This is a genomic window from Mammaliicoccus sp. O-M54 (assembly GCF_022386035.1).
Taxonomy (GTDB): domain Bacteria; phylum Bacillota; class Bacilli; order Staphylococcales; family Staphylococcaceae; genus Mammaliicoccus; species Mammaliicoccus sciuri_A.
Map to the genome: position 1 here is coordinate 309,352 of NZ_JAJNJE010000003.1, position 17,881 is coordinate 327,232.

15 protein-coding genes are annotated in these 17,881 nt (G+C 32.6%); 3 read left to right on the forward strand and 12 right to left on the reverse strand.

The genetic code is table 11. The annotated features are described in order from the left end of the window. Positions 1-133 precede the first annotated feature (133 nt). A complete protein-coding gene (locus LQ673_RS07425) occupies positions 134-1,801 on the reverse strand; it encodes a formate--tetrahydrofolate ligase (protein ID WP_191835683.1) in 1,668 nt (555 codons plus the stop codon). Positions 1,802-1,966: 165 nt separating this feature from the next. Then, complete coding sequence (acsA, locus tag LQ673_RS07430; protein WP_126477587.1) at positions 1,967-3,679, reverse strand: acetate--CoA ligase; 1,713 nt, start codon at positions 3,677-3,679, stop codon at positions 1,967-1,969. Positions 3,680-3,828: 149 nt separating this feature from the next. Here acsA and LQ673_RS07435 point away from each other — a divergent pair, with 149 nt between their 5' ends. The 3 genes from LQ673_RS07435 to LQ673_RS07445 are packed head-to-tail and all read left to right on the forward strand — an operon-like array spanning position 3,829 to position 6,262. Further along, positions 3,829-4,464, forward strand: a complete 636-nt coding sequence (locus LQ673_RS07435) for a GNAT family N-acetyltransferase (RefSeq protein ID WP_037588559.1) — start codon at positions 3,829-3,831, stop codon at positions 4,462-4,464. A gap of 15 nt (positions 4,465-4,479) precedes the next feature. Beyond that, positions 4,480-5,124 carry a CBS and ACT domain-containing protein gene (locus LQ673_RS07440; RefSeq protein ID WP_191835684.1) on the forward strand — a complete coding sequence of 215 codons (645 nt, stop codon included), beginning with the start codon at positions 4,480-4,482 and terminating at the stop codon, positions 5,122-5,124. After that, positions 5,117-6,262, forward strand: a complete 1,146-nt coding sequence (locus LQ673_RS07445) for an acetoin utilization protein AcuC (RefSeq protein ID WP_191835685.1) — start codon at positions 5,117-5,119, stop codon at positions 6,260-6,262. The genes LQ673_RS07440 and LQ673_RS07445 overlap by 8 nt, the downstream gene beginning before the upstream one ends. A gap of 50 nt (positions 6,263-6,312) precedes the next feature. On the opposite strand, the gene ccpA is transcribed toward LQ673_RS07445, so the two are convergent. From ccpA to LQ673_RS07495, 10 genes are all read right to left on the reverse strand, one after another. Then, entirely contained in the window at positions 6,313-7,302 is a 990-nt protein-coding gene (ccpA, locus tag LQ673_RS07450) for a catabolite control protein A (protein ID WP_025905288.1), read from the reverse strand. Between the two features lie 260 nt (positions 7,303-7,562). Further along, entirely contained in the window at positions 7,563-8,642 is a 1,080-nt protein-coding gene (locus LQ673_RS07455) for a bifunctional 3-deoxy-7-phosphoheptulonate synthase/chorismate mutase (RefSeq protein ID WP_037588564.1), read from the reverse strand. A 257-nt stretch (positions 8,643-8,899) separates the two neighbouring features. Next, the gene (locus LQ673_RS07460; protein ID WP_191835881.1) at positions 8,900-9,562 is read right to left on the reverse strand and encodes a YtxH domain-containing protein; all 663 of its coding nucleotides are present in this window, start codon (positions 9,560-9,562) and stop codon (positions 8,900-8,902) included. A 91-nt stretch (positions 9,563-9,653) separates the two neighbouring features. Then, positions 9,654-10,205, reverse strand: a complete 552-nt coding sequence (locus tag LQ673_RS07465; protein WP_025905285.1) for a DUF948 domain-containing protein — start codon at positions 10,203-10,205, stop codon at positions 9,654-9,656. A gap of 90 nt (positions 10,206-10,295) precedes the next feature. Next, positions 10,296-11,603, reverse strand: a complete 1,308-nt coding sequence (gene murC, locus LQ673_RS07470) for a UDP-N-acetylmuramate--L-alanine ligase (protein ID WP_037588568.1) — start codon at positions 11,601-11,603, stop codon at positions 10,296-10,298. A gap of 22 nt (positions 11,604-11,625) precedes the next feature. Continuing rightward, positions 11,626-14,862, reverse strand: a complete 3,237-nt coding sequence (locus LQ673_RS07475) for a DNA translocase FtsK (protein ID WP_191835884.1) — start codon at positions 14,860-14,862, stop codon at positions 11,626-11,628. Between the two features lie 7 nt (positions 14,863-14,869). Beyond that, a complete protein-coding gene (gene ytpR / locus LQ673_RS07480; protein ID WP_037588570.1) occupies positions 14,870-15,475 on the reverse strand; it encodes a YtpR family tRNA-binding protein in 606 nt (201 codons plus the stop codon). Positions 15,476-15,487: 12 nt separating this feature from the next. Then, positions 15,488-16,366, reverse strand: coding sequence for a DUF1444 domain-containing protein (locus LQ673_RS07485; protein WP_025905281.1), 879 nt, complete (start codon positions 16,364-16,366; stop codon positions 15,488-15,490). Positions 16,367-16,521: 155 nt separating this feature from the next. Beyond that, a complete protein-coding gene (locus tag LQ673_RS07490) occupies positions 16,522-16,836 on the reverse strand; it encodes a thioredoxin family protein (protein ID WP_025905280.1) in 315 nt (104 codons plus the stop codon). Next, the gene (locus tag LQ673_RS07495) at positions 16,833-17,849 is read right to left on the reverse strand and encodes a PTS sugar transporter subunit IIC (RefSeq protein ID WP_159315521.1); all 1,017 of its coding nucleotides are present in this window, start codon (positions 17,847-17,849) and stop codon (positions 16,833-16,835) included. Before LQ673_RS07495 ends, LQ673_RS07490 begins: the two co-directional genes overlap by 4 nt. Positions 17,850-17,881: the final 32 nt, after the last annotated feature.

Genomic DNA, 17,881 nt, shown 5'->3' on the forward strand with positions numbered 1-17,881 from the left:
GCCTTATTTACACTTCGGACGACTTTTGTAATTAAAACTCTCTCTACATATCCCCTAAATACTTTAAGCAACGAAAAAAACTGTTGAGACAGCCATTATTATCTCAACAGTTTTCTAATAAGTTATATTTTAACTAGAATAATCCTACTGCAGAACCGTCTTCGGTAACATCCATATTTAATGCTGCTGGTTTCTTTGGTAAACCTGGCATTGTCATGATGTCCCCTGTTAATGCTACGATAAATCCTGCGCCAGTTCTTGGTGATAGTTCTCTAATTGTTATATCGAAGTCTACTGGTGCACCAAGTTCTTTTGGATCATCTGTAAATGAATATTGTGTTTTCGCCATACAAACTGGATATTTATCCCAACCGTTTTCTTTAATTGTCTTCAATTGTTTTAAGGCTTTATCACTGAATTTAACAGATCTACCGCCATATACTTTCTGAACAATTGTTTCTATTTTTTCTTCTATAGATAAATCCAAGTCATAAAGATGTTTAAATGATTGTGGTGTTTCTAATACTTTTAATACTTCTTTAGCAAGTTCAACGCCACCTTCTCCGCCTTTTTCCCAAACTTCTGTTAAAGCTACTTTTACGTTATTTTCTTTACACCAATCTAAGACAACTTGTACTTCATCATCTGTATCGTGAATAAACGCATTAATTGCTACAACAGGCTCAACGCCAAACTGTTTAATATTATTGACATGTCGTTCTAGGTTTACGATACCTTGTTGAACAGCTTGAACATTTTCTTCTTTAAGATCAGTTTTTGCTACACCGCCATGCATTTTTAACGCACGAATAGTTGCGACTATTACAACTGCACTTGGATCAAATCCAGCTTTACGTGTTTTGATATTTAAAAACTTCTCGGCACCTAAATCTGAACCAAATCCACTTTCTGTTACGACGATATCCGCTAACTTTCTAGCAGTATTCGTAGCAATAATAGAGTTACATCCATGCGCAATATTCGCAAAAGGTCCACCATGTACTAATGCAGGCGTGCCTTCTATCGTTTGTACGATGTTAGGTTTTAGCGCGTCTTTTAAAATAAGTGTTAAAGCACCTTCTACTTTTAAATCACGAACCGTTACGGGTTGCTTATCGACATTATAACCAATTGTAATATTAGCTAAATTTTCTTTTAAATCTTTAATGCCGTTTGATAAACAGAATATAGCCATTATTTCAGATGCAACGGTGATATCAAAACCATCTTCTCTTGGTACACCTCTAGTTGGACCACCTAAACCAACTACAACTTGACGTAACTCTCTATCATTCATATCAAGTACACGTTTCCATTCAACTCGTCTAGAATCAATATTAAGTTCGTTACCTTGATAAATGTGATTATCGATAAATGCTGACAACGCATTGTTTGCAGTCGTTATCGCGTGTAAGTCACCATTAAAATGTAAATTGATTTCTTCCATTGGTAAAACTTGTGCATAACCACCACCTGTTGCGCCACCTTTCATACCAAATACAGGACCGAGTGAAGGTTCTCTTAATGCGACCATTACATTTTGATTAAGTTGATTAAACGCATCTGCTAATCCAACCGTTACCGTTGATTTACCTTCACCAGCTGGCGTTGGACTTAAAGCTGTTACAAGTACAACTTTACCTTTTTCCTCTAGATCATTTAGCTTTGTAATATCAACTTTTCCTTTATAGTGACCATAAGGTTCCAAAGCATCATGAGAAATCCCCACCTTCTCAGCTATTTCACTAATTGGTCTTAAAGTACTTTGTTTTGCAATTTCTAAATCTGATAAATGACTCAACATCGTTCACTCCTTAAATTTATATTACAAATTAAATATTAAATGACATATCCTAACACTATTAGGATATACAATTCACTCATAAAAGTCGATATGTAAGCTACTTTTATTTAATTATCCCGTAAAAAAGAACACGCCAATTATATGACGTGAACTTTATTTAAATTAATCTTCAAGCGTAGATAAGTCACCTGCTGGTAAATCTAATTCCCAAGCTTTAAGTACACGTCTCATAATTTTACCTGAACGTGTCTTCGGTAATTTATCTTTAAATTCAATTTCACGAGGTGCTGCATGTCCAGCTAATCCTTCTTTAACAAACTTTCTAATTTCTTCTTTAAGTTCGTCTGATTCTTCATAGCCATCCCTTAAAGCAATAAATGCTTTAATAATTTCACCTCTTACTGGGTCAGGTTTACCGATAACACCCGCTTCAGCAACAGCTGGATGTTCAACAAGTTTAGATTCAACTTCAAATGGACCTACACGTTCACCAGCAGTCATGATGACATCATCAACTCTACCTTGGAACCAGTAATAACCATCTTCATCTTTATATGCAGAATCTCCTGAAACATACCATTCATCATTGATAAAGTAAGAATCATATTTAGGTTGGTTATTCCAAATTGTTCTCATCATTGATGGCCAACCTTTTTTAAGGGCTAAGTTACCCATTCTATTCGGTGGTAATTCATTACCTTGATCATCTACAATTGCTGCTTCAATACCTGGTAAAGGTTTACCCATTGAACCAGCACGTATATCCATAGAAGGATAGTTTACAATCATATGTCCACCTGTTTCAGTCATCCACCAAGTATCATGTACTCTATGATTAAATACGTTATGTGCCCATTTAATAACTTCTGGGTTTAACGGTTCACCAACTGAAAGTATATGTCTTAATGATGAAAGATCATATTTACTAACAACATCATCGCCAGCACCCATTAACATACGTAACGCAGTTGGCGCTGTATACCAAATCGTTACGCCATATGTTTGAATAAAGTCATACCAGCCTTCTGGTGAGAATCTTCCACCTACGATACAGTTTGTAACACCATTTAACCATGGACTAAAGATACCGTATGATGTGCCGGTTACCCAACCTGGGTCAGCTGTACACCAATAAACGTCATCTTCTTTAAAGTCTAATACATATTTACCAGATATATAATGTACGATCATAGCCTCTTGAACATGTAATACACCTTTAGGTTGTCCTGTAGAACCTGATGTATAATGTAAGATCAAACCATCTTCTCTATCTAACCATTCAATATCAAATTCTTCACTTGCTTGTTCAAATGATTGATTGAAATCAATGTATTCATCACTTACTTCGTCATCTACAACGACAATATGTTCAAGGTTTGGTAATTCATCTTTCGGAATTCTACCAACCAAATCATTCGTCGTAATGATAACTTTAGCTTCACTATTTTCTAATCTGTCTTTAACTGCTTTTTCCATAAAGGCTTCGAATAATGGACCTACGATAGCCCCAATCTTCAAAGTACCTAATAAAGAGAAATATAATTCAGGTGTTCTAGGCATAAATATAAATACTCTATCACCTTTTTGTACATTCGCTTCATTTTTCAAGACATTTGCAGCTTTATTACTCGCGATTTGTAATTCTTTAAATGTATAACTATCTTGTCTATTGCTATCTTTATAATGAAGTGCAATTTTGTCCCCTTTACCATTATCTACATGACGATCTATACATTCGTAAGCCATATTTATTTTTCCAGTTTCACTCCAACTGAAATTCTTTTCGATATCTTTCCAATTATGATTTTTTACTGTTTCATCATAATCAGCAAGGTTATAAGAATCATTTAATGCTTCGTATACTTCGACTTTCATTTAAATCTCCCCTTTTATGAATGTAATCGTTTTCAATAAAGCCTATTTACATTATAATATAAATAGATGATACTTTTCAAAAAAATTTGATTATTCAAAATACATATTACAAATATAGAATATCATACTTAATGAAAGGAGGTACAACATTGGAATTCAAGAAGACTTTTATTTCTGAAACTGTCCCCTATGATAAAGACACAGATATTATCGTTGAAGGACCTGTACATCCAGATGAATTACGAAACATGACTTTTGATGAAGGACTCAATAGTTTTAGAGTATCTAAAGAACAATTTGAAGCCATTATTGAAATTGCTGAATTACCTGAAGGAAGAATAATTATCGCACGTATTGATCAACATATTATCGGTTATACGACATACTTATACCCTGACCCATTAGAGAGATGGTCAGATGGTAATTTACCGTATATTCTAGAATTAGGCGCTATTGAATTGTCTTTAGATTATCGTAAATATGGTCTAGGTAAAAAAATGCTTCAACTTGCTATGAAAGCACCAGAAATGGAAGATTTCATCGTCATTACAACTGAATATTATTGGCATTGGGATTTAAAAAATAGTGGTTTAGATGTTTATCAATATCAAAAAATCATGCATAAAATGATGGCTGAAGGTGGATTAGAAGTGTTTGCAACAGATGATCCTGAAATTATTAGTCATCCAGCAAATAGCCTAATGGCAAGGATTGGACAAAATATTCAACAAGAACAAATGGAAGCATTTGATAAGCTCAGATTTATGAATCGATTTTTCTTTTAGAGGGGGTTTAAATTTATGTTAGTTGAAAAAATTATGACATCACCTTGTACGACAATACAAAGTGATAAATCTATTGAAGATGCTTTAGTATTAATGACACAAAAAGAAATTAGACATTTACCGATTGTTGATAAAGAAGATCATTTACTCGGTATTATTTCTGATAGAGATATAAAAATGGCACTGCCTAGCATATTATCTGATGACGAGCCTAACAAAAGTTTGTCATTATCTGTTTCAAAAATTATGAGACGCAATGTGATACGTTGCCATCCACTTGATTTTGTAGAAGATATTGCACTAGATTTTTATGAAATGTCTATCGGTTCAATTCCAGTTATTCGAGATAATAAAGTAATTGGTATCGTAACCCAAAAAGACATGCTTAATACATTTCTAGAACTTACAGGTGTGACTATGCCTGGTTCTATTATTGAAGTACATATTGATGATAAAGTTGGCGCACTTCATGATATTACAAGAATATTTAAAGAACAAAATATTGATATCTTAAACGTTCTTGCATATGCAGATCAACAAGATATTAATAAGAGATACCTGATGTTACGAGTGAAATCAATGAATCCAGAGAAGATATACAAATTATTAGAAGAACAAGATTACCACGTCATCTATCCGTTTGGTATAAAAAATGACTAATGTTAAATATGTATATTCTGAAGATTTATTGAAATATCGTTTTTCAGATAGTCACCCTTTCAATCAAATGAGACTTAAATTAACAACTGATTTACTCTTTGATTTAGGTGTATTAACAGAAGCACATATTATTCCACCTCGGGTAGCAACTGATGAAGAACTTCAACTCGTACATGAACCAAATTATATAGAAGCAATAAAGAAAGCTGGCAATGGTGAATTACCATTAGAAGAATATGATAAATACGGATTAAATTCTGAAGACACACCACAATTTGTAAATATGCATGAAAATAGTGCACGTGTTGTTGGTGGAACTTTAAGTGCAGTAGATGCTGTTATGTCTGGAAAAGCAACAAGAGCATGCCATCTTGGTGGTGGCTTACATCACGGCTTTAAAGGTAAAGCGAGCGGATTTTGTATATATAATGACAGCGCTGTTGCCATTCAATACATGCAATCAAAGTATAATCAACGCGTCTTATATATTGATACAGACGCTCATCATGGCGATGGTGTGCAATGGTCATTTTATACAAACGAAGACGTCATGAACTATTCTATACATGAAACTGGTCGATACTTATTTCCAGGCACTGGTGCGTTAACAGAACGCGGTGATGGTAAAGGATTTGGAACGACTGTCAATGTACCATTAGATGCTTATACAGAAGACGATTCATACATAGACGTCTTTAAAGATACAGTAGAAGCCGTTTGTAAAGCATATAAGCCAGATGTCATACTTAGTGTAAATGGTGTGGATATACATTATTTAGATCCACTCACACATTTGAGCTGCACACTTGATACATTGTATAAAATACCTTATATCGTTAAAGGTTTAGCAGACAAATATTGTGATGGCAAAATCATTATGATTGGTGGCGGTGGCTATAATATATGGCGCGTTGTACCTAGAGCGTGGTCACATGTATGGTTTGCACTAAATGACCTACAAACACCTGAAGGCTCGCTACCAGATTCATGGTTACAAAAATACCAATCACACGCACCATTACCACTACCTTCAACTTGGGTAGATGAAAAAGAAGACTATACTGAAATACCAAGAAGAACAGAAATAACAGAAAAAAATAATAATACTAAATTAAGAATATTAGACTGGTTTAATTAAATATAAAAAAAACGACTGAAACAATTGTTTGTTTCAGTCATCTTTTTCTATTATTTAGTTGTACCTCTATATTCTACTCTATAAGGTAAAATCACATTAGGTTCATCAATTTGTTCGTCATTCATATATTTAGTTAATAATCTCATACCAACTGCACCAATATCATATAATGGTTGTGTCACACTTGATAATTGAGGTCTAACCATATGAACTAATCTTGTATTATTGAAACTTACAACTTGTAAATCATTTGGTACATTAACACCTGCATCTTGAGCTGCGTGTACAATACCAATTGCTTGTTCATCACTAATACATAAAATAACATCCGGCTTATCTTGAGAAACAGCCTCATAAGCACGGCTACCATCTTTATATGTTTCATTACCAACAAATTTAGCATTGTCTTCGATTTCAAGACCAGCTTCTTGAAGTGCAAGTTCTAATCCTTTAAAAGCATCATCTTGTGCTTTTTCTGAATATCCTCCACCTACAAATGCAAATTTCTTAGCACCTTTCTTGATCAATGATTCAGCAATTTCTTTACTAGCTTCTGTATAGTTAATGTTAACTGAAGCAAGTTTAGAATCTTTGTCATTTGTACCAGAAACGACTACTGGTACTGATGATTTATCAATAAGATCTACTGTTTCATCTGTTAAAGTACCACCTAAGAAAATGATACCGTCAACTTGTTTACTTAATAAATTATTAAATATCTCTTGTTCTTTTTCACTATCATTATCAGAATTTGAAATGATTGTATGATATTTATACATAGTGGCAATATCTTCTAATCCACGAGCTAATTCAGAATAATAAACATTTGAAATGTCAGGAATAATTACCCCAACAGTTGTTGTTTTCTTGCTTGCTAAACCTCTAGCTACAGCATTAGGTCTATAATTTAATCTTTTAATGACTTCATTTACTTTATCACGTGTTGAAGGCTTAACATTTTGGTTACCATTCACGACACGTGAAACTGTTGCCATTGATACTTTTGCTTCTCTTGCAACATCATATATTGTTACAGTCATAATATCCTCCTATCTTGAAAACGTTTTCTACTTTATTCTAGCACGTTTTCATAATGTTTTCAAAGTATATGAAAGCGAACTCACAATTACCAATTATAAAAGATTATAGAGGTGTTGTCGATACAATTGCTCTAATATTTTTGGTTTTTGTGTAAATTGTAAATAGTTTTTCAGAAAACAAACGAACATATGTTAATTTACAACATAAAAAAACTGGCGAAAAGTTATGATAACTTTTCGCCAGTTGATGTATATGAATATTATTTTTCGTATAATTTAGCAGCTTCAACGATTTCTTTGTAGAATGCATCAAATTCGTTTAAGTCCATTTGTTGACCAGCATCACTTAATGCTACAGATGGATCAGGATGTACTTCTGCCATTACACCGTCAGCTCCAACTGCTAATGCAGCTTTAGCACATGGTAACATAATATCTTTACGTCCTGTACTATGCGTAACGTCTACCATAACTGGAAGATGTGTACCTTGTTTTAAAATTGGAACTGCTGAAATATCTAATGTATTTCTTGTAGCTTTTTCATATGTTCTAATACCTCGTTCACATAAGATAATGTTATTGTTACCTTGTGAGTGAATGTATTCTGCAGCGTAGATGAATTCTTCGATAGTTGCAGAAAGACCACGTTTTAATAAGACAGGTTTATTTGTTCTACCTGCTTCTTTTAATAACTCAAAGTTTTGCATGTTTCTTGCACCAATTTGGAATACATCTAAGTATTCATCAGCCATTTCAAAGTGTGCAGGATTTACAATTTCACTTACGATATTTAAACCGTATTTATCTTTAGTATTTTTAAGAATTTTTAATCCTTCTTCACCTAAACCTTGGAAGTCGTAAGGAGAAGTACGTGGTTTAAATGCGCCACCTCTAATGAATTTTTCGCCTCTATCAGCTAAATCTTTCGCAACTGCATCAACTTGTTCTTGTGATTCTACAGAACATGGACCGAATACGAATGATTTTTTATTATTACCAATAATTGCACCATTGTCGAATTGTACAATAGTATCTTCTGGTTTTAATTTACGAGAAACATATAAATGTTTTTCATTTTCAGATTTTTGTAAGTCAGTAGAAGCTTTAAAGATCTCTTTAAATAATTGCTTAATAGTATTGTCGTTATATGGTCCTTGGTTATTATCAATTAAATGATTTAACATTTCTTTTTCACGTTGTGGATCATATACTTGAGTACCTTGTTTACGTTTTTCTTCACCAATTTTTTTAGCTAAAGTACCACGCTCTTGTAATAAAGCTAAAATTTCATCATTAATACCTTCAATTCTTTTTCTTAAATTCTCTAATTCATTTGACATCCTTTTCACCTCATGTAAACAATTTAACTCACATACTTTAAAGCGATAAAATATATAAGTAATTAGATGTTAGTATAACAATTAAAATGCTCTGATTCAACCCCAACATCTCAAAAATATTAAAATTTATTACTAATCAGACTAATAAAGTATATTTTAATTTATAATAGTGTTCATTACAATATAAAAAACTACCGAAAAGTTATGTTATGACTTTTCGGTAGTACAAATAATATGCGTTAAACATCACTTATTTATTATTTTTTATCGAAAGTTTTTTTCTCTACAACTGTTTTTGGACCTTTTAAGTCTTCATTTTCGACTTCAGATTTAATCGCACCTTTTTGTGCTTTTAATTCTTCATCGCCTACATCGTCAGCTGTTACAACGCCTTTATTCGCTTTCTTTTCAGCTTGTTTAGATTTTACTTCTTCTGCTTTTTTCTTAGTTTCTGTTTTCTTTTCTGAAGCTTTTGTTTTAACTTCTTCTTTTTTGTCAGCGGCTTTAGCTTTTACTTCTTCCACTTTTTGACTAGCTTCTTCTTTTTTATCAGCAGCTTTAGCTTTCACTTCTTCTGCTTTTTCGTTAGCTTGTGCTTTTTTATCTTCAACTTTAGTTTTGACTTCTTCTTTCTTTTCTTCAGCTTGTGTTTTGATTTCTTCAGCTTTAGATTGAGCTTGAACTTTTAAGTCGTCAGTTTTAGTTTTAACGTCATCGATAATTTTGTTTGATTTCTCACTTAAATCATCTTGTAATTCTTTCCCTGATTTAGGAGCTAATAATAAACCAACAATTCCGCCTACTACTGTACCTAATACTACACCAAATACAAAATCTCTACCGTTTGTATTTTTTTCATATTCAGCTTCATATGTTTCTAAACCATGTGTATATAAATCTCTATTGTATTTGTTTTCCATTATATTTTCCCCCTAATTTTATTAAAGAAATCAGGCTGTGACATTTTGATATGCCTCAGCCTGAAAAGATAGTTATTTGCTTCCATGCACTTTATTTTTTCAAGCCTGCACCAATTTTATCTTCATCTAGGTTGTCACCTGATGTTGTTGTTTCATTGTAGTCTTTCGGCACTTGCGCTTCAAAATCTTTAGAAGCATTTACATTATTTTTGTATGATACGTTACTTCTACGATCTCTTCTTAATTGCCATTTATCTGCAACTTCCATTGCAACATTTGACCATTGAATAACTTGAGAAATCTTATCTTCATTTTGTGAGATATTGTGAGTAATAGAATTTGTAACTCTATCTACTGAATTATTAAGTGTTTGTACAGAATCTCCAACACCTTTAACTGCATCTACTACTGAGTTTAAGCGTAATGATTTATCTTGAATATCTTCAGTTAAACGATTTGCTTTGTGAAGTAAATCAGTAGATTCACGTGTGATACCTTGTATTTGGCCTTGAATGCCATCTAAAGTTTCATTAATTCCTTTAACTGTTTTTAATAATTGCATTAAAAATAGTGCTAAGACAACACAAATAATTAAAAATGCAACCGCAGCAATTATGCCTGCTATTGGTAAAATCCAATCCATACTGAACGCCTCCTAATAATTATAAAACTAATCTTTATTCGATTTACTAATATTTAATACCCTCACTATTAAAGTATAAACATATTATATTTAATGTGATAGTGAAGAAACATAGGCTTTTTGAACTTTTTGAATATCTCCAGCACCCATAAATAGTATAACACCATTATCATGCTTTTGTAGCTGAGAAACTGATTCTTCGCTTATTAAATCCGCATTAGGAATTAATGCTTTTAAATCATGTATTGTCAGCTCACCTTGTTGTTCTCGAATAGAACCAAAGATGTCACATAAGTATACTTTATCAGCAAGGTTTAAACTTTCAGCAAATTCGTTTAAGAAAGTTTCTGTTCTTGAAAATGTATGAGGTTGAAATACTGCAACCACTTCGTTTTCAGGATATTTTTTTCTAGCTGATTCAATTGTAGCATTAATTTCTCTCGGATGGTGTGCATAGTCATCGATTAAGATTTGATTGTCGTAAAAACTTTCACTAAATCTTCTTTTTACACCACCAAATGTTAATAATGCTTCTTTAATATTTTCAATATCTAGTTTTTCTAAATGACAAATTGCAATAACTGCTAATGCATTTAGAACGTGGTGATCACCATACATAGGTGTTGTAAATGTACCTATAAGTTCATTTTTAGATTTAAAGTAAACATCAAATGTTGTACCTTTAGAAGACGTTTGAACATTGTCAGCATAGACATCATTGTCGTGCTCAAAACCGTAAAAGTAAATTGGAACATCTGCTTTAATTTTTCTAAGCTCAGCATCATGTCCCCAAGCAACGATTGCTTTTTTAACATTGCTAGCCATCTCTTGGAATGCATTTGTTACGTCTTGTAAATCTTTAAAATAGTCCGGATGATCAAAATCAATATTTGTCATAATCGCATAATCTGGATAATAACTTAAAAAGTGTCTTCTATATTCACAAGCTTCAAAAGCAAAGTATGAGCTATCAGGTAATCCCATACCTGTTCCATCACCTATTAAGAATGATGTCTTTTGATCACCATTCATGACATGTGATAATAATCCAGTTGTCGATGTTTTACCGTGTGCACCTGTAACTGCAACTGACGTATATTGAGACATAAATTCACCTAGGAAAATATGATATCTTTTCACTTCAAGTCCCATTTCGTATGCTTTAGCTATTTCAGGGTGTGTATCTGGAAAGGCATTACCTGCTATAACAGTCATACCTTCTTGAATATTTTCTACATCAAAAGGTAATATTTTAATGCCTTTATTTTTTAATGCTATTTCAGTAAATACTGTATTCTCTATATCAGAACCTTGTACTTTATGTCCCATGTCGTGCATGATTTGTGCAAGTGAACTCATACCTGCACCTTTTATGCCGACAAAATGAAATAATGTCATTTCATGTCACTCCTTCTATTTCTTAAATGTTAGTTTCTCTTTCTTCTATCATATCTTTAGTAATGAGTACATCTCTTGGTTTAGAGCCATTAGGTCCAGATATATAACCTCTCTCTTCAAGGTTATCAATCATTCTAGCTGCTCTATTATATCCAATTTGGAAATGTCTTTGTATAAGTGAAGTTGAAATATGACCTTCGTTTAACATAAATTCACAAACTTCATCAAACAGTGCATCAGCAGGTTGTTCATTTACCTTTTTCAACAATGTTTCTTCTTTGAATAGATAATTTGGTTTCATTTGACTACTTACATTTTCAACTGTTTCGTCAATTTCATCATCTGATACAAATGCACCTTGAACTCTTATCGGTTTATTCATACCGTTACCAAGATATAACATATCACCATTACCAAGTAATTTCTCTGCTCCACCAACATCAAGAATTGTTCTAGAGTCAATAGAAGACGATACCATGAATGATATTCTTGTTGGTACGTTTGCTTTAATTAAACCTGTAATCACATTGACGGATGGTCGTTGTGTCGCAAGAATCATATGTATACCACATGCTCTAGCTTTTTGTGCAATTCTAGCAATAGATTGTTCAACTTCTTGAGGTGACATCATCATTAAATCAGCTAACTCATCTATAACTATAATGATTTTTGCCATTCTTTGCTCGTAATTTGCTTTCTTATTAAATGCCGTAATATTTCTAACATGTAATTCCGCAAAACGTTTATATCTACGTTCCATCTCTTCAACAGCCCATTTTAAACTAGCTGTTGCCGCTTTTACATCGGTAATAACTGGCGCAACTAAATGCGGTAAATTGTTATACGGTGCAAGTTCTACCATTTTAGGATCAATCAGTAATAGTTTCAGTTCATCTGGATGATTTTTATAAAGTAAACTTGTTAAAATAGCATTAATACATACTGACTTACCAGAACCTGTAGCACCGGCAATGAGCGCATGAGGTGTCTTTGCAATATCCATTAATAGCGGCTCGTTATTTATTTTAAAGCCCATAGCTACAGTTAGTTTACTCTCTGCTTGTTGGAAAGGTTTAGACGTGATCATCTGGCCTAAAGGAATCTTTTTAGGACTTTGATTAGGCACTTCGATACCTACTAAACTTGTACCTGGAATAGGTGCTTCGATACGGATATCTTTAGCTGCTAATGCCATTTTAATGTCATCTTGTAAAGCAGTAATTCTAGATACTTTAACACCTTTTTCAACAGATAATTCAAATCTCGTTACAGTTGGCCCTTGTATCATATTTACTACATGTGCAGGCACATTAAAATGATAAAAAGCTTCATCTAGTTCTTTTTTCTTTTCCTCTAACCATTCACTATTATCTTCTTCCTCGACAACATCATCTAATATAGATACTGGTGGAAGTACATAAGATGGTCCTTTACGTTTAACAGCTTGGTTAGACCCATGTTGTTCGTTTTGAGATTCACTTTCTGTTTGTTGTATGTTTGATGTTTGTGTCTTGTTGATATTTGATGAACTCTTAAATGCTTGATGTTTACGCTTATCTGAAGGTGTCATCATCACGTTAAATGGTGAAGATTTCCTTACCGGCTTAGGCTTCAAGATAGGTTCGTGAGAAGTTGTCTCTTTAGGTTCTTCAGGTTGTTGAACCGTGTCCTCTACTTCTATAGGTTCGTTATTTGATTCTTCTTCTGCAATAACATTATCCGCTTCTTCTGTTTCAGTATTACTTTCCACATCAACATAATCAGACTCGAATAAGCTTTCATCTCTATCTTCTTCTGTTTCGTCAAATGTTAATACATCTTCTGCATTATCGATTGTATCTATTTCTTCCGCTTCAGAATCAGAATCTTCTACTTCTTCAAAATAAATATCATCTTCGACAAATTGTTCTGATTGTGTAACGGATGCATCATCGTCTTCATCAAGAGAGTCATGCGTATCGATTATTTCTGAAGGTTCGATAACAGCTTCATTAGAATCATCTTTATCTTCTTCAAAATGCTGTATTTCTTCAACTTCAGTACTATCTTCAGCATTATTAATTTCTTCTACTTCATTGTCTGATTCTACTTCTTCAAATTCTGAAACTTCCTCTTCGTTTGAATCGTGAGTTGAGTTGACTTCTTCTTGTTCAGCATCAACTTCTTCAACGATTTCATCAACATCGTCTTGTTGAATGTCTTCTTCTGTATCATCAAAATCCAAGTCTATCTCTTTAAATTCATATGTAGTTAAATCGTTGACGTCTGGTTGTAACGCATTGGAATTAGCCGTCTCTTCATGAGAGTCGTTTGATGCATCTTGATGTATGTCATTTTGTAATTCATCGTGTAAGTCTTCTTGTTCATCTTCCACGTCTTGATAATCTTTTGGATCATTTTTAATAAATGACGCTTGTTGTTTTAAATAATAGTCTTGATTTTTAATTTGTGACTTTTTCTCTTCTGAATCAAGACTGTTAAGTTCTTGTTCTCTTTTTTCTCTTAAAGCTTTTTCAAATTGTTTTTTCTTTTGAAGTTTCTTCTCACGTTCTTTTCTAATTTCAGAAACAATTTGTGAAGCATAAATATTTTCAATGTTAATCGTATTGTCCGTCTTTGAATAAGTAGGGACATCTCGTACGATTTCACTACTTTGTTTACGTTTATTTTCTTTTACAGCATCATTTTGTGAAGATTGAGCTGAATGATTTTTCAAACCACTATTAGGAACTTCTTTTTGTTTTCTCATACCGAATATTGCTGAAGGTACTTCAGAAGCTTTAAATTTTGGCTGATGTAAAGCATTTAATCTCTCTTCAAATTGATAGTCATCATGATGACGTTTACTGTTGTCGTATCGTTGAGAAGATTGTTTACTTTTCGTACCGTAATGATGTGTTACATTCTGGTCATAACTTCTTGACTTCTTAGCAGGTTCATATGAATCTACATTACGATTTCTTCTACGTCTTCTTCTATTCGTTGGAAAAGAAGCTGAGCTTTCATCATAAAATCTACTATCATGATATTTCTCTTCTCGTTGACTTGTTTCATTATCATATTGATGATGCTCTTGATTTGATTGCTCTTCATATTCCATTTGTATCGGAAATCTAAATTTGCCTTTAGGTCTTCTATAAATTTCTTCATTAGTTGAATCGTCATCTGGATGATGATCAAAAGACACTTGATCGCTTTTTTGCTTTTCATTTTTTTGTTCGTTTTTCGATTGCCCGAATATATCATCAAACCAACTCATAGGTTCACTACCTTTCGTCTTCAAAGAATGGTGTTCCTACAGTATAACTATCATCAAGTACCATTATACCTTTTTCTTTTGGAGCACCTTCTAAATCAAGTTCTTTCATTGAACAAATCATACCGCTAGAAGGAACACCACGTAATTCTGCATCTTTAATAATCATTCCACTAGGCATTACCGCTCCTACTTTAGCAACAACAACTTTTTGTCCTTGATCAATATTTGGAGCGCCACATACAATTTGTAATGTCTCATTTCCAACATCAACTTTACATACTGATAGTTTATCTGCATCAGGATGTTTTGATTTTTCAGATACGTATCCTACTACAAACTTAGGAGATAAATCAACGTCTAATTTATAATTAATATTATTTTTCTCTAGTAAGTCTTGAATACTATTAATGTGTTTCTCTTCAACTTTAATATTGCCATTGCCTTCTATTTGAACATATTTAGAAGCATTGAATATATTCAATCCAACAATTTTATCTTCGCTTTTGATAATTGTTAAATCATTTTGAAAATCATATTCTAATCCTTCAGTTAAAGGTTCAAAAGTAACCATTAATACGTCGCCAACACCATTTTTATTATAAAATAAATTCATTTCTCCTACTCCTTACAATCTTTTTTGATTATTTTTCATTTTTTTAAATATTTCTCTATTTTTTTCTAAACGCTCAATAACTTCTTGGTTTCTCTTACGAGAGTGATTTTTACCTAAAATAAATATTGGTTCTAAAGGTTTATCAGGTGTATAAGAGAATGATAATGATGTTATTGGCACTAAGCCATTTTGGAAGAATTGCATCGTCATTTGCGCTACAATATCATATCCAATTTCATTTTTAATATCACAAATCACCAATACATCTTGATGAGGTGTAGCTAATAACATTTCCCCTTCAATATTTTGATAAACATCTTTTAAGAATGTTTGATTAAGAATTCGTGAAGCATCATATCCATCATTCGTGTTTATGAAATAGAATGTATTGCCTTGAACTTCATCAGACTTGTACGTTGTTTTTCTCTTTTTAATATTGAATAACGCTTGCTCTTTAATTTGTTCTTTCGTTAAATTAAGTTCACTGAGCATAGACTCATCTATTAGTCTATAAGTATTTCCTAAATCAAGCGCATAATATATATTTGTTTCAGCTGTATGTTCATCAATGACAAAAGGTGTACCTTCTTTCGTTTCTTTATGAAAACTAGTAGACCTTATGACAGGCAAGATCTCAATTTTATTAATTTCTTTATTGGATTCATCTTGCATTGCATTTATTGTTTCAGTGACGTAATAAACAATTTCGTCTATTGTTTTATTACCGTTATTTTTATATTTAGCAATAATCGGAGCTAATTTAACTGAAAGCCCTTTTTGATTATCCGTTCGTTCAATTCTTAAACTTTCATTTTCCCTATCAAACTTAAAATTTGCATCTAAAGTTTTCAATCGGTCTTTTAATAAATCTCTCATTTGAAAGACATTCATACTTAACACTCCTATTTTTATACCTCTATATAGTTTACAACAAATCGCAGTTATGTAACAGTGATAAACATATTTAAATGAAGTTAAATAAAATAAAAAAGCAGGTAATTCGAAAATAAAAGAAACTTTTTTCGACCTGCTTTTTTTATATAAATTTAATTATTTAATCCATCAATAAATGCACTAATTTGTGGAATTGTTTTTCTTTCTTTACCAACGTATCTATCAAGTTCTTGACCGTTGTTATAAGCGATAAAACTTGGAATGCCCATAACATCAACTTCTTGGCATAAATCAATAAATTCATCACGATCAACTGATACGAATTGATATTGATGATATTTCTCTTCAAGTCCAGGTAAATCAGGATCTATGAAATGACAATCCGGACACCAAGATGCTGTGAACATAAATATTGTTGGTTCGTTAATCAATGATTTGTATTCTTCGATTGACGTTAATTGTTTCATTTCTTTGCACTTCCTATCATTAATGTTTGTTGACCATCTTTAATTATATGATACTTCTTCAACAATTGATAAACAAATAAACTGATTACAGCTGGTAATAAGAAATGGAAGAATGCAATTTGTAAGTATACTTCAGTCGTACTACCCATTGTTTTAATCGTCATAATTTGCCCTACAAGTCCACTTGAACCCATTCCAGCACCAGCAGCATTATTTTCCATTGGCCAAAAGACTGTCATAATTGGCGCTACGACAATACTTGCTACGACTGGTGGTATTAATATAAAAGGCTGCTTTAAATAATTTGGAATTTGAAGTTTACTTGTACCAATACCATGAGCAATAACACCTGAAATACCATTATCTTTATAGCTTGTTACTGCAAATCCGACCATATGACAACAACCACCTATCGTAGCTGCTGCTGCCGCTGTTCCACTTAAGCCAAGCATTAACGCTAAAGCTGCACTTGAAATTGGACTACTTAGTGTAAGTCCAACTATAAGGCTGACGAATATCCCCATTAATAAAGGTTGTTGATCCGTACTTAATTGTATCCAGTTTCCTAATGCTTTCATAAATGCATCGATAAATGGTGCTATAAACTTTGCAATTGCTGCACCTATAAATAACGTTAAAATCGGTGATAAAATAATATCTATTTTAGTTTTGCCTGAATATAATCTTCCAAGTTCACTTGCAAATACTGAAGATAAATAACTACCTACAGCGCCCCCTTGTTCATATCCATACATTCCTGTTACAGCAGTTGTAAATATAATGAGTGGTGATGCGCCTAAACCGTAACTCACTGCTACCCCTACCCCAGCTCCAGTTAAAGTTTGAGCTAACTTACCTATTTCTATCATCATTGAAGTATCAAAATATGTATTTAATGATTGGCCTAAAGTTTCAATAATCAGTCCAACAATTAATGTGCTAAACAAACCTAAAGCCATATAACTTAATCCATCTATAATTGTTCGATTAAAAAAAGATTTTACGCGTTCCATTTATTCACACTCCTTAAAAGGATTATACAATA

Coding starts and splice junctions, on each gene's coding strand:
- acsA (WP_126477587.1), bottom strand. CDS start 3,679: ATGAAAGTCGAAGTATACGAAGCATTAAATGATTCTTATAACCTTGCT.
- LQ673_RS07440 (WP_191835684.1), top strand. CDS start 4,480: ATGTTAGTTGAAAAAATTATGACATCACCTTGTACGACAATACAAAGT.
- LQ673_RS07445 (WP_191835685.1), top strand. CDS start 5,117: ATGACTAATGTTAAATATGTATATTCTGAAGATTTATTGAAATATCGT.
- ccpA (WP_025905288.1), bottom strand. CDS start 7,302: ATGACTGTAACAATATATGATGTTGCAAGAGAAGCAAAAGTATCAATG.
- LQ673_RS07455 (WP_037588564.1), bottom strand. CDS start 8,642: ATGTCAAATGAATTAGAGAATTTAAGAAAAAGAATTGAAGGTATTAAT.
- LQ673_RS07460 (WP_191835881.1), bottom strand. CDS start 9,562: ATGGAAAACAAATACAATAGAGATTTATATACACATGGTTTAGAAACA.
- LQ673_RS07465 (WP_025905285.1), bottom strand. CDS start 10,205: ATGGATTGGATTTTACCAATAGCAGGCATAATTGCTGCGGTTGCATTT.
- murC (WP_037588568.1), bottom strand. CDS start 11,603: ATGACATTATTTCATTTTGTCGGCATAAAAGGTGCAGGTATGAGTTCA.
- LQ673_RS07475 (WP_191835884.1), bottom strand. CDS start 14,862: ATGAGTTGGTTTGATGATATATTCGGGCAATCGAAAAACGAACAAAAA.
- ytpR (WP_037588570.1), bottom strand. CDS start 15,475: ATGAATTTATTTTATAATAAAAATGGTGTTGGCGACGTATTAATGGTT.
- LQ673_RS07485 (WP_025905281.1), bottom strand. CDS start 16,366: ATGAATGTCTTTCAAATGAGAGATTTATTAAAAGACCGATTGAAAACT.
- LQ673_RS07490 (WP_025905280.1), bottom strand. CDS start 16,836: ATGAAACAATTAACGTCAATCGAAGAATACAAATCATTGATTAACGAA.
- LQ673_RS07495 (WP_159315521.1), bottom strand. CDS start 17,849: ATGGAACGCGTAAAATCTTTTTTTAATCGAACAATTATAGATGGATTA.